Source organism: Sphingobium sp. CR2-8 (assembly GCF_035818615.1).
In the GTDB taxonomy this organism is placed as follows: Bacteria; Pseudomonadota; Alphaproteobacteria; order Sphingomonadales; family Sphingomonadaceae; genus Sphingobium.
Genome location: NZ_JAYKZY010000002.1, coordinates 2221639 through 2234868 on the forward strand (window position 1 = coordinate 2221639; position 13230 = coordinate 2234868).

General features: G+C 64.5%; 11 protein-coding genes and 1 pseudogene. 7 read left to right on the plus strand and 5 right to left on the minus strand.

Annotation, left to right across the window (positions count from 1 at the left end):
• Positions 1-110: 110 nt before the first annotated feature.
• Entirely contained in the window at positions 111-1994 is a 1884-nt protein-coding gene (gene sppA, locus U5A82_RS14750) for a signal peptide peptidase SppA (RefSeq protein WP_326291589.1), read from the plus strand.
• A 158-nt stretch (positions 1995-2152) separates the two neighbouring features.
• On the opposite strand, the gene U5A82_RS14755 is transcribed toward sppA, so the two are convergent.
• The 5 genes and pseudogenes from U5A82_RS14755 to U5A82_RS14775 form a co-directional block, all read right to left on the minus strand.
• The gene (locus U5A82_RS14755) at positions 2153-2803 is read right to left on the minus strand and encodes a trimeric intracellular cation channel family protein (RefSeq protein ID WP_326291590.1); all 651 of its coding nucleotides are present in this window, start codon (positions 2801-2803) and stop codon (positions 2153-2155) included.
• 196 nt (positions 2804-2999) lie between these two features.
• The gene (locus U5A82_RS14760) at positions 3000-4307 is read right to left on the minus strand and encodes a M20/M25/M40 family metallo-hydrolase (protein ID WP_326291591.1); all 1308 of its coding nucleotides are present in this window, start codon (positions 4305-4307) and stop codon (positions 3000-3002) included.
• A complete protein-coding gene (locus tag U5A82_RS14765) occupies positions 4307-4852 on the minus strand; it encodes a glutathione peroxidase (protein WP_326291592.1) in 546 nt (181 codons plus the stop codon). The genes U5A82_RS14760 and U5A82_RS14765 overlap by 1 nt, the downstream gene beginning before the upstream one ends.
• 39 nt (positions 4853-4891) lie before the next feature.
• A complete protein-coding gene (locus U5A82_RS14770) occupies positions 4892-5602 on the minus strand; it encodes a VIT1/CCC1 transporter family protein (protein WP_326291593.1) in 711 nt (236 codons plus the stop codon).
• Positions 5603-5732: 130 nt separating this feature from the next.
• Positions 5733-7513, minus strand: a pseudogene (locus U5A82_RS14775) (ABC-F family ATP-binding cassette domain-containing protein).
• Between the two features lie 138 nt (positions 7514-7651).
• Between U5A82_RS14775 and U5A82_RS14780 the strand changes: the two are divergent.
• From U5A82_RS14780 to U5A82_RS14805, 6 genes are all read left to right on the plus strand, one after another.
• Positions 7652-8383 (plus strand): SIMPL domain-containing protein, encoded by a 732-nt coding sequence (locus tag U5A82_RS14780; RefSeq protein WP_326291594.1) that lies wholly within the window; start codon positions 7652-7654, stop codon positions 8381-8383.
• 124 nt (positions 8384-8507) lie between these two features.
• Positions 8508-8858 carry a hypothetical protein gene (locus U5A82_RS14785; RefSeq protein ID WP_326291596.1) on the plus strand — a complete coding sequence of 117 codons (351 nt, stop codon included), beginning with the start codon at positions 8508-8510 and terminating at the stop codon, positions 8856-8858.
• A 44-nt stretch (positions 8859-8902) separates the two neighbouring features.
• On the plus strand, positions 8903-9568 hold the full coding sequence (locus U5A82_RS14790) for a response regulator transcription factor (RefSeq protein WP_326291597.1): 666 nt from the start codon (positions 8903-8905) through the stop codon (positions 9566-9568).
• 166 nt (positions 9569-9734) lie between these two features.
• Positions 9735-11042, plus strand: a complete 1308-nt coding sequence (locus U5A82_RS14795) for a sensor histidine kinase (RefSeq protein ID WP_326292954.1) — start codon at positions 9735-9737, stop codon at positions 11040-11042.
• 260 nt (positions 11043-11302) lie between these two features.
• Positions 11303-12346, plus strand: a complete 1044-nt coding sequence (locus U5A82_RS14800; protein ID WP_326291598.1) for an IS110 family RNA-guided transposase — start codon at positions 11303-11305, stop codon at positions 12344-12346.
• Positions 12347-12844: 498 nt separating this feature from the next.
• Entirely contained in the window at positions 12845-13198 is a 354-nt protein-coding gene (locus U5A82_RS14805; protein ID WP_326291599.1) for a YbaN family protein, read from the plus strand.
• Positions 13199-13230: the final 32 nt, after the last annotated feature.

The following is a 13230-nucleotide window of genomic DNA, read 5'->3' on the forward strand; positions in this document are numbered from 1 at the left end:
TAACGCGCTAAATTCCGGGCGCAAGCTTGTCCCGACGGGCCGCCCCACCACATTGCAGTCGCAGAAACGATGGGCTAGCCCTAGGCGCCTCAACCGGAAGGACATTGCACTTGGCATTTGTGAAGGGCGCGTGGCGCATATTGGTCGCGATCAAGGACGGCCTCGTTCTCCTCTTCCTGCTGCTCTTCTTCGGCGCGCTCTATGCCGCGCTGTCCTTCTCCCCCAAGCCCGGGAAAACCGTGTCGTCGGGCGCGCTGCTGCTCGACCTGGACGGCAGCATCGTGGAACAGCCCGCCGACGTGGGCGCGATGGCGCTGCTGTCGGGCTCCGGCCCGGACAACAAGGAATATCGCCTGTCCGACATCGTCGCCGCGCTGGATGCGGCCAAGAGCGACGACAAGGTGAAGGCCGTGGTCCTGAACCTCGACGGGTTTCTGGGCGGCGGCCAGGTCGCCATGGCCCGCGTCGGCAAGGCGCTGGACGCGGTGCGCGCCGCGAAGAAGCCGGTGCTGGCCTACGCCACCCTCTACAGCGACGACGGCTATCAGATCGCCGCCCATGCCAGCGAAGTGTGGAGCGACCCGCTGGGCGGCGTCGCGATCATGGGCCGGGGCGGCTCCAACCTCTATTATAAGGGGCTGATCGACAAGCTGGGGGTCAACACCCATGTCTATCGTGTCGGCACCTATAAGAGCTTCGTCGAACCCTTCACCCGCGCCGAACAGTCACCGGAAGCCAAACAGGCCAACCAGGCGCTGGCTGGCGCGCTCTGGCAAAGCTGGCAGGACGATGTGACGAAGGCCCGGCCCAAGGCGAAGATCGCAGCCTATGCCAATGATCCCGTCGCCGCCGCGCAGGCGGCGGGCGGCGACATGGGCAAGGCGGCGCTGACGGCGGGCCTGGTCGACAGGCTGGGCGACGAGGCCGCCTTTGGCGCGCGCGTGGCGAAGATCGCTGGCGAAGCGTCGGGCGACAAGGCGGGGAGTTTCGCCACGATCGACCTGCCCACCTATGTCAAAGCGCGCAAGCCCGCCAATGACGGCCAGATCGGCGTGCTGACGATCGCGGGCGACATCGTCGATGGCGAAGCCGGTCCCGGCACGGCGGCAGGCGACACGATTTCCGACCTGCTGCTGACCGCGCTGGATGAAAAGGATTTGAAGGCGTTGGTCGTGCGCGTCGATTTGCCCGGCGGCTCCGTCATGGCGTCGGAAAAGATTCGCGGCGCCATCCTGCAAGCCAAGTCCGCTGGTCTGCCGGTGGTCGTGTCCATGGGCAATGTCGCGGCCAGCGGCGGCTATTGGGTATCGACGCCCGCCGACGTCATCTTTGCCGAACCGGACACCATCACCGGGTCGATCGGCGTCTTCGGTATCATCCCCAGCTTCGAAGGGACGCTGGCGAAGATGGGCATCACCACCGACGGCGTACGCACCACGCCGCTGTCGGGGCAGCCCGACATAACCGGCGGCACCACGCCGGAATTCGACCAGATCATGCAATTGGGGGTCGAGGATATCTATCGCCGCTTCGTCGGCCTCGTCGCCCAATCCCGGAAGAAATCGCCGGAAGCGATCGACGCCATCGCACAGGGCCGCGTCTGGGACGGCGGCACCGCGCGTCAACTGGGCCTGGTCGACCGTTTCGGCGGGCTGGAGGACGCCATTGCGGAAGCGGCCAAGCGCGCGAAACTCGATCCTGCCAAGGCGAAGGCCTATAGGATCGAGAAGCAGCCCGACACATTCGCCCAGTTCGTGCAGTCGATCGCCGATCGCGAACAGGATGGCGCGACCGCCCCGCGCGACATGCTGGCGCGCCAAGCCTGGTTGCAGCGCGGCTGGGCGATGCAGGCGGTATCGGACGTGAAAGCCTTGGTCATGGGTGCGGGCGTGCGCGCCGACTGCCTGGAATGTCGCGGCTATGGCGCGCCGAAATCGCGCAATGCGGCGGAGGAGCGCGGCATGCTGGCGACGTTGGCGGGGTGGCTGCGGTAGGGACTCTATTGGTGGCCTTGCCTTATCATCGTCACCCCAGCATAGGCTGGGGTCTCAGGCGATGGCGGAATGAAATTCGAACTTGATACGACCAAGTTCAACTGCGCCGTGCCCCCGCCTGAGATGCCAGCCTTAGCTGGCATGACGTGTATCTTACATCACGCCTGCCCGTCCCTGTCCCGATACACCGGCAGTCCCAGCCCGCGCCAGATCGCCATCGCGCGCAGTGCAAAGCCCAGCAGCGCGGCGATCACCCCCGCGACCGGCACGTCCAGTCCAATCCAGCGCAAGGCCACAAACAGGCCCGAGGCGAAAGCCGCTGCCGTCACATAAAGTTCGGGTCGCAGCAGGATCGACGGCTCCCCCGCCAGCAGGTCGCGCATGATGCCGCCGACGCAGCCGGTGACGACCCCCATGATCCCGGCGACGAAGGGCGGCACGCCAAAGCTCATCGCCTTGGCCGCGCCGAACACGGCGAAGGCGGCCAGCCCGATCGCGTCGAGCCAGTCCAGCGCCCGCTCGCTCCAGAATTTGCGCGGTGTGAACCACACCAGCAACGCCGCGCCCATACAGGCGATGGCCGGGACTGCGTCCACCACCCAGAAGACCGGCGCGCCGATCAGCAGGTCGCGCACCGTGCCGCCACCTACCCCCGTGACCAGCGCGAAGAAGGTGAAGGTCACCAATGTCTGCTGCAACCGCGCCGCCGCCAGCGCGCCCGATGCGGCGAAGACGAAGGTACCCACGATGCTCAATGTTTCAAGCACCGGACCGATCGTCGTGGCGAGCGAGGGCGTGGGTGGGAGCATGGCGCGATCTAGCTCTTTTCCTGGCATCATTGAAGTCCTGCATGTTCCCGCGCAGGCGGGAACCCAGTTCGGACGGCAGGACTGGGTTCCCGCCTGCGCGGGAACACGCCCCTGTGCCATCCCATCCTTTGTTTTCCGCGAAGCCAGCAGATGACGCCATCTGCTTCGAAAATGCTCTAGGCAGCGGCGTGCTCCCCTATTTCCGCCCCTTCTCCACCGCCAGCCTACTCATCAGCATCGCGGCGCGCTTGGCTTGGCGCTTCATGGTCGACAGGTCCGCTTTTTCCGCCGGGCTATGATCGCCGCTGGACGCCAGGCCCAGCCCCACCAGCCCGTCAGTGTCCGCCGCGACGAAGGCGATGTCGCCCGCCCCGCGCTTCAACGGATCGAGCGCCGGCATCTCCGGCAACCCCAGATCCTTGTTGATGCCGTTGAGCTTCGCCAGCAGCGCCTTGTTGCCTGCGGTCGGCGCCATCGACGGATAGCCCAGGTCGAACGCGATGCTGGCCCCGGTGCCGGGCAGGTGCCCGGCATCCACGATTCCCTGCATTTTCGCCTGGACGCGCTTCGTCTGTTCTTCGCTGAGCGTACGGAAATCGCCCTTCGCCACCGCAATCGGCGGAATGATGTTGGTCTTGCCCGTCACCGCGATGCGCACGCCGTCCTTGTCGACGTCGGCACTCTGCCCGCCGCCGATCAGCCCGACATTGAATGTCAGGTTTGGCTCGGGCAATTCCTTGCGGAAGGCGGTGACGATTCGCGCCAGTTCATAGATCGCGCCATCGCCCGCCGATGCGGAAAAAATGCCCGAACTATGGCCCGACTTGCCCGTCGTCGTCAGCGTCCAGCTGTTGGACGATCGGCGCGCGATCGATCCCATGTCCCTGCCGGACTCCTGGGCCAGCCCTTCGAAATCCAGCGCTACGTCAGCGCGCTTGCCCGCGGCGATCAGGTCGGCCCGCGCGATCGACACCGGATCGCCCGAATCCTCCTCGTCACCGGTCAGCACCACTTTGATGTTCGCGGCCTTCAGCGTGCCCGCCGCCTGCATGGCCTTTAGCGCCAGCAGCATCGTCACCACCCCGCCCTTGTCGTCGGAAACGCCCGGACCGGACGCAAAGTCACCCTCGCGCTTGAAGGTCTGAAACGGCGAATCCGGTTCGAACACGGTGTCGAGATGGCCGATCAGGAGCATCTTCGTGCCGCCCGCTTTCCCCTTATGCACCGCGATCAGATGCCCGGCGCGCTTGGCCGCGTCCATCGGCTGCCACGTTACGGTAAAGCCCAGCGCTTCGAATTCCGGCCGCAGCATATCGGCCACGGCCTTCACGCCTACAAAGTTCATCGACCCGCTATTCTGGTTCACCAGTTTTTCGAGCAACGAAATGGACGGCTCATAGCCCGCCTCCACGGTCGCGCCGATCTTCTGTTCCGCCGGGCTGAGCGCGGCATGCGCCATCGGCGCGCCGCTCATTAGCAGCGCGCCCATCAGCATCGCCCGCATCACTTCGCCAGTTCCGCCTCGATCGCGGCGACAAGCCCGGCGTCATCGGGTGCGGTGTTGGGCGCAAAGCGGGCGGCGACGCTGCCATTCTTGGCGATCAGGAACTTCTCGAAATTCCACAACACTTCGGGTTGCGGATTGGGCGTGATGCCATAGCCGGTCAGCTTCTCACGGAACCCACCGGCATCGCCCTGCGCATCGGGCTGGGCGCTGGTCAGCGCGGCATAGAGCGGGTGCTTGTCCGGCCCGGTGACGACGATCTTTTCGAACATCGGAAAGTCGACACCGAAATTGGTGGTGCAGAAGGTCGCGATCTCGTCGTTGCTGCCCGGCTCCTGCGCGCCGAAGTCGTTGGCGGGGAAACCGGCGACCACCAGCCCCTTGTCCTTATAATCGGCGTAGAGCTTTTCCAGCCCTTCATATTGGGGGGTCAGGCCGCATTTGGACGCCACATTGACCGCCAGCACCACCTTGCCTGCATAATCCGCCAGGCTGGCGTCAGCGCCCTTGATGGTCTTGAGCGGGATCTGCTGGATATCGGTCATGGTCTTCTCCTGGGAATCGGGTCGCGGCGGACCTTGGCATCAAATCGCCGCGCCGAACAGATGTCCCGCGCCCGCCGTCACCGCCATCGCCAGCATGCCCCAGAATAGGGTGCGGACGACCGATCGCAACGGCCTGGCCCCGCCCAGCCGCGCGCCGACATAGCCCAGCAGCAGCAGGCAGAGCAGGCACACCCCGACGATCGCGGGGATCGCGCCGCTCGCCGGCGTCAGCGCCGCCGCCAGCACCGGCGGCGCGGCGCCCGTGGCGAAACTGGCGGCGGAGGCCAAGGCCGCCTGCACCGGCCGCGCCGTCGCCAGATCGGAAATGCCCAGTTCGTCGCGCGCATGCGCGCCCAGCGCGTCGGCGGCCATCAACTGCTCGGCCACCTGTCCTGCCAGGTCGCGGGTCAGGCCGCGATCGACATAGATGTCGCGCAATTCCACCCATTCGGCATGCGGCTGGCTGGCGAGCGCCGCCTGCTCCTTGGCCAGGTCCGCGCGTTCGGTATCGGACTGGGCGCTGACGGACACATATTCGCCCGCCGCCATCGACATCGCCCCGGCTACCAGCGCGGCTACGCCCGACAGTAAAATGGACTGCGACCCCGCCCCCGATGCGGCGACGCCCGTCATCAGGCTGGCGGTGGACACGATCCCGTCATTCGCCCCCAGCACCGCCGCGCGCAGCCAGCCGACGCGGTTGACATAATGGATGGCGTGGTGGGGCTGGGCCGTGCTGTGCGTGTCCATGATTGCAGCCTCTCATCACCGTTCGCCCTGAGCCTGTCGAACCGAAGGTCGGCGAAGCCAACGGCCTTGCTTCTTTTGAAGAAAGGAAAGGGCTTCGACAAGCTCAGCCCGAACGGATGAGAGATGAGGACTACCCCGCCAACCCTTCCGCCTTTTCCGCCAGTTCCAGCCAGCGCTCCTCCGCCGCATCCTTATCGCTCCGCGCCTTTTCGATCGCGCTCGTCAGCGCATCGAACCGCTTGCGGTCGCGCGTATAGAGCGCCGGATCGGCCAGCGCCTCTTCATCGCGCACGATCGCCGCTTCCAGTTCCTCGATCCGCTTGGGCAGCAGTTCCAGGTCGCGCTGGTCCTTGTAGGTCAGCTTGGCCGACACGGGCTTGGGCGGCGGGGGCGCGGCAACCGCCTTCTTCTCCGCTTTGGCCGCCTTGCGCGGATCGCGCTTGGCGATCCAGTCGGCATAGCCGCCCACGATCACGTCCACGACGCCCGTGCCGTCCAGCCCCAGCGTCACCGTAACTGTGCGGTCCAGAAAGTCGCGGTCGTGGCTGACGATCAGCACGGTGCCATCATAATCGGCGATCACTTCCTGCAACAGGTCCAGCGTTTCGAGGTCGAGGTCGTTGGTCGGCTCGTCCAGCACCAGCAGGTTCGATTCGCGGGCGAATTCGCGCGCGAACAGCAGACGCGACCGCTCCCCGCCGGACAATGTCGCGACCTTCGCCTCCGCCAACGACGGGTCGAACAGAAAGTCCTTCAGATAGCCGTGGATATGCTTCCGCACCCCGCGCACGTCGATCCAGTCGCCCCCTTCGGCCAGCACGTCGCGGACGGTCTTGTCGCCCTGCATCAGGCTGCGCTGCTGGTCGATGAAGATCATGTCCAGCGTCTTGGCCAGCGTCACGCTGCCGCTGTCGGGCACCAGTTCGCCGGTCAGCAATTTCAGCAGTGTCGACTTGCCCGCGCCGTTGCCCCCGACGATGCCGATCCGGTCGCCGCGCTGCACGCGCAGCGACAGGTCGTCGATGATCGTCCGCTCGCCGAATGTCTTGGTGACATGCTCGACCTTGATGACGCTCTTGGTCTTGCTGTCGTCACTCGCCACCGCAATCTTTGCGATGCCCTGCGGCCCGTTCATCGCCGCGCGCGTTTCGCGCATCTCCCACAGCTTGGCGAGCCGCCCCTGGTTGCGCTTGCGCCGCGCGGTGACGCCGCGTTCCAGCCAATGCGCCTCGATCTTCAGCTTCGCGTCCAGCTTTTCAGCTGCCCGCGCTTCTTCGGCATAGACCGCTTCCATCCACTGTTCGAACCCGCCGAAGCCGATCTCGTTGCGGCGAATCTGCCCCGGTCCAGCCACAAGGTCTGGCGCGTCAACCGCGTCAGGAAGGCGCGGTCATGGCTGATGACGATGAACGCGCCATTATAGCGTGCCATCCAGTTTTCGATCCAGTCGATCGCGGCGATATCCAGATGGTTGGTCGGCTCGTCCAGCAACAGCAGGTCCGGTTCGCTCGCCAGCGCGCGGGCGATGGCGGCGCGGCGGCGCTCGCCCCCGCTCGCCGTCTTCGCCTCGCGCGACAGGTCTATGCCCAGCTGGTCGGCGATCGCCTCCACCGCATGCGCGGGCGGCGCGAACGCGCCCGACAGCGCAAAATCGTGCAGCGTAGCGAAGGGCGTGACGTCCGGGTCCTGCTCCAGCGTGATGACCCGCGCGCCCGGCTGCACCGAACGCACGCCTTCGTCCGCTTCGATCTGCCCGCCCAGCAATTTGAGCAGCGTCGTCTTGCCCACGCCATTGCGGCCGATCAGCGCCAGCCGATCCTTTGCGCCCACCGCGATGTTGAGGCCGCGAAACAGCCAATGGGTGCCCTGCGAGAGGCCGAGATTTTCGAACGAGAGAATAGGAGCTGCCATGGCGGTGCAGCTAAGGCCTACGACGCGCGGTAGCAAGTGCGGAACCGGAAAGCTGTCCGACGGCTTTCAACGCATGTCAGCGTCCATTCATCGCACCCCGGCCAAATGGGGCGCACGACTTCCAGAGGAGAAATATCCATGAAATCCGCTCTCGCCCTGATGGCGCTCGGCGTTGCCGCCCTGCCGATTGCGGCCGTCGCCCAGACCAGCGTCACCATCGCCGAGACGGCGCCGGTCGTGACGCTCAACGTCACCGAAAGCGTCGAGGCTGCGCCAAACGTCGCGACCGTCGGCACCGGCGTCCAGACCCGCGCCCAGACCGCACAGGCCGCGATGCAGGACAATGCCGCCAAGACCGAAAAGCTGATCGCCGCCCTCGCCAAGGCAGGGATCGCCAAGAAGGACATCCAGACCAGCGGCATCAACCTGTCGGCCCAATATGACTATAGCAACCGCGACGGCCAGCCCGAAGGACCGCGCTTCATCGGCTATGAAGCGTCCAACCAGCTGACCGTGAAGCTGCGCGACATCAAAAAGGTCGGCGCCTCGCTCGACGCCATGGTTGCGGCAGGCGCGACCAACATCAATGGCCCGACCTTCTCCATCGAAGACCCCTCGCCCCTGATCGTGCAGGCGCGCGGCGCGGCGCTAAAGAGCGCGAAGGCGCAGGCCGATTATTATGCGCAGGCGGCGGGTTTCCGCTCGGCCCGCCTCGTGTCGATCAGCGAAAACAACAGTGGCGGCCAGCCACCCATGCCCATGATGCAAAGCGCCCGCTTCAAGGCGGACGCCGTGACGACGACCCCGGTCGAACCCGGCCAGGTCAGCGCTTCGGTGACGCTCACGGTCCAATATGCGCTGGATAAGTAAGATCTGCCGATAAACCGACATCGTCATCCCCGCGCAGGCGGGGATGACCCTGAATAGAAGAGGCGGCGATGTAGCGACATCGCCGCCTCTTCTATTCGCCGTCCGTCTATTCACCACCTGTTCAATGCCCTGCGCCTATGTCATGCCCATGCCTATGCCATGGAACCGCCTGCCCCGCTCCCTGACCTTCGCCTTCGGCGCGACCCTTGCCCTGACGATGGCCATGCCCGCCGCCGACGCGGGCAATCGTCGTGACGAACAGGACGCCGCGCGCCGCGCCATGCTGGACGGGCAGGTCATGCCCTTCGCCATGATCAAGCGCCGCGTCGACGCGGCGATGGGCGGCGCATCCTATGTCGGCAGCGAATTCGACCCGTCGTCCAACCGCTATCGCCTGAAATATGTGAAGGACGGGAAGGTGATGTGGGTTGATGCGGATGGCCGGACAGGCGATATCATCGGTATGGCGCGCTGACCCGCACGCTTCACGACACGCAATAAGAGAAACGGACCAGACCCATGCGCCTGCTGATCGTCGAGGATGAACCGAATCTGGGCCAGCAGCTCAGGAACACGCTGGAGGGCGCAGGCTATGCCGTGGACCTTGCCACCGATGGCGAGGACGGCCATTTTCTGGGCGCGACCGAAAGCTATGACGCGGTCGTGCTGGACCTGGGCCTGCCCACCATCGACGGCCTGACCGTGCTGGACCGCTGGCGCAAGGAAGGCCGCGCCTTTCCCGTGCTGGTGCTGACCGCGCGCGACAGCTGGTCGGACAAGGTGGCAGGGCTGGATGCGGGCGCGGACGACTATCTCGCCAAGCCGTTCCAGAGCGAGGAACTGATCGCCCGCCTGCGCGCGCTCATCCGCCGCGCGTCGGGCAATGCGTCGAGCGAACTTATCGCAGGCGATGTCCGGCTGGACACCCGGTCTGGCAAGGTGACGCTGAAGGGCGACCCGGTCAAACTCACCGCGCAGGAATATAAGCTCTTGTCCTACCTGCTCCACCACAAGGGCAAGGTCGTCAGCCGCACGGAACTGATCGAACATATTTACGATCAGGATTTCGACCGCGATTCCAACACGATCGAAGTGTTCGTGACCCGCATCCGCAAGAAACTGGGCGCGGACGTCATCACCACCATTCGCGGCCTTGGCTACAGCCTGGACGAGCCGGGGCGGTAACAATCACCGCCCTCCCAGCCCCGTTCGGTTCGAGCTTGTCGAGAACGGGTCTTGCCGCTCATATTCTCGACAGGCGCTTCTCGAAGCTGCTCGAACCGAACGGTGAATAGTGACGGACAACCTATCCCCTCCCCCCGTCCGCTCCACCGGCTCCATCAGCCGACGGATGATCGGCATCGCCGCGCTGTGGATCAGCGTGTTGCTGATCGGTGGCGGCGTGGCGCTGGACCGGGTGCTAGCGGACGCGATCACGCGCAATTTCGACGACGGCATGAATTATGTGCTGACCGCGATGATCGCCGCGTCAGAAATCGGCCCGGACGGCGAAGTGTTGTTCAACCGCGAACTGGCCGACCAGCGCTTCCTGGAACCCAGCAGCGGCCTTTATTACCAGATCAGCGCCAAGGGGCATGAAGATTGGCGCTCCCGCTCGCTGTGGGATCGCGCGCTCAAGGTGCCGGCGGAACATCAGGACCGCCACCTCCATATCTACAACAGCAAGCAATTTCCCGGAGAGGATTTGCGCATCATGGAGCGCACCGTCGTCCTGCCCGGCTCCAACACCCGCTGGCTGTTCATGGTCGGCCAGGCGCGCGAGGGGCTGGACGGACAGATCAGGACGCTGCGCACCACTCTGTTCAACAGTTTCGCGCTGCTGGCGCTTGGCCTGTTCATGCTGGCAACGATGCAGACCATCTACGGCCTGCGCCCCCTGCGCAAAGTCCGGCTGGAAATCATCCGCATGCGCAGCGGGGAGAAAAGCCGCGTGACCGAACCCATGCCCGCCGAAGTGCTGCCCATGGTCGAGGAACTGAACGCCCTGCTCGCCCACAATGAACGCCAGGCGGAGGAAGCGCGCACCCATGCGGGCAATCTGGCCCATGCGCTCAAGACGCCGCTGACCGTCATCATGAATGCGGCGACGGCGCAGGCGCCGGACCTGGGCGACGCGGTGATCCGCGAGGCGACGACGATGCGGCGGCAGGTCGACCATCACCTCGCCCGCGCCCGCGCGGTGGGTCGGCGCGGCGCGGCGCAGAGCCGGGCGGAGGTCTGGGCCAGCCTGACTGCGGTCGAGCGCGCGGTCCAGCGCCTCTATCCCGAAGCCCGTGTCGACATGGACGGCGACAAGGACGCCGCCGTCCGGGTCGAGCGCCAGGATCTGGACGAAATGCTGGGCAACCTCATCGAAAACGCCGCCAAATATGGCGGCGGCAGCGTCTTCGCCACCGTGGTCGCGCGCGCGGGCGGCATGGTGGAGATATTGGTCGAGGATGACGGCATGGGCATTCCCGAAACCGAACGGGTGCGCATCTTCGATCGGGGCGTGCGGCTGGATTCGGGCAAGCCCGGCACCGGCCTCGGCCTCGCCATCGTCCGCGACGTTGCAGAAATTTATGGCGGGACGGTCGCGCTGGAGGAGAGCGAGGATCTGGGCGGGCTGCTCGTGCGGTTGCGGCTGCCGTCTGCGTGAGGGGCATGTCCGACCCCTTACAGGCATCCGAAATCCGTTCGGGCTGAGCTTATACCAAGTTGCATTGATAGGAAACTATAGCCAGTTGTTCCCCGGCGCAGGCCGGGGTCCAGTTCTGAGTGCGGGACTGGACCCGGCCTGCGCCGGGGAACTTGCCCTATGGGTTAGCATCATCGCATTTTGTTGGGGTGGACGGCCTCCGTACGGCATCGCGATGTGCCAGAATGAGGTTGTTGTAATCTCAAACGAGGAGACCGTCCGTGGAACAAATTATCCGAATTGGCATGGATACGTCAAAGCATGTTTTCCAGCTGCACGGTGTGGATGCCGCCGATCAGCCCGTGTTGCGCAAGAAGCTGCGCCGCTCGGAGATGATAGCGTTTTTTGAAAAGCTTCCTACAACAGTGGTCGCGATCGAAGCTTGTGGCAGTTCGCATCACTGGGCACGATTGCTCGGTTCACTTGGCCATCAAGTAAAGCTGATCGCACCCCAATTGTCGAAGCCGTATGTGAAACGCGGCAAGAATGATGCAGCAGACGCGGAGGCACTTTGCGAGGCGATGAGTCGCCCGACTATGCGCTTCGTACCGATGAAGAGCGCCGAGCAGCAGGCATCATTGATGCTGATGGGGATGCGCGACAGGCTGGTTCGAAACAGAACGCAGCTCGCCAACGCGATCAGAGGCTATGCGGCCGAATTCGGGCTCACAGCGGCAAAGGGCATGTGCAAGGTTGAGCCATTACTCGATCGTATCGCCACAGATCCTGCAATCCCCGCACTCGCGCGTGAACTCTTTGCGTCCCATGCCGTGGAATATCGGCATCTGGAAGAACAGCTCGACGAAATCGACGAGAAGCTGATGAAGTGGCACCGGGCCAATGAGTGCAGTCGTCGTCTGGCTCAAATTCCAGGCGTCGGGCCGGTCGGGGCTGCCTTGCTGATGATGAAGACGCCAGCGCCGGAGCTCTTTGCATCCGGTCGACAGTTTGCTGCATGGATGGGTCTGACGCCCAAAGATCATTCGACGGCAGGAAAGAGCAGGCCGGGCATCATCACTCGAGCAGGCGACGAGGCGCTGCGATGCACGCTCGTGGTCGGCGCTACCGCCTTGCTTCAGCATGTGCGAACAGGACGCGGTAAGAATGCTACGCCCTGGCTGCTCGAAATGCTCAAACGCAAACCGCCGAAACTGGTCGCGGTCGCATTGGCCAACAAGATTGCTCGTATTGCTTGGAAGATGATGATGACCGGCGAAGCTTATCGCGCAAACACCTCACCGCCACCCCATGCATGCGCAGCTTGAGATCAGTCAGTAACGGCGAGCACATATTGACGCTGCCGTGCTGATCTGGTGCCTGAACTTGCAGGAATAGCAGATGGTGTGATCAATCGATCCAAGGCGTGTGACATTCCGTTAATACCAATGGCCCTCCGAAGGTCGTCAGGTTGTTTGGAACACTCGCTGCGGAAACCATCTTGGCCAGCGTCCATGTGCGGACGCACCCAAAGGCCGGACATATGGACGCAAGCGATTAGATCAAATCACTGTGACCGCCTTGCAGGGAGGAGGCCGTCCACATATGGTATTAGTCGAAGCCCTGTCCTTGCCGGAAAGAAAGGCCCCCTTCGACTGCCTGCCAAGGCAGGCGCTCAGGACATGCTTCGACAGGCTCAGGGCGAACGGGCCTCAAGGATGGAACGTCCATTGCCCGCCCATATCCCGCTTGCCATCCCACGCCGCACCTGCAAACCAGCAGCATGCACCGCGCGGGCATCACCGCCGCGCTAAACAGGATAGTTCATGCGGCGGTATTTCTACCTTTTCGCGGGTTTCGCCTCGATCGGCCTAGGCGCGATCGGGGCGTTCCTGCCGCTGTTGCCGACCGTCCCGTTCATGATCCTCGCGGCCTTCTGCTTCGCCCGGTCCAGCCCGCGACTGGAGGCCAAGCTGCTGGACCACAAGCATTTCGGCCCGCATATCCGCCGCTGGCGGGACCATGGCGCGATCAGCCGCCGGGGCAAGAAAGCGGCGCTGGCCGCGTTCGCGTTCAGTGTGGTGCTGGCCCTGCTCTTTTCGCCATGGCCCTGGTTTCTGGTCCCGATCGCCGCCGCGTTGATCGGGGGCAGTTGGATTTGGAGCCGACCGGAGCAGTAAAGGCTGACCCCACCCGCCGGTCATGGACATTG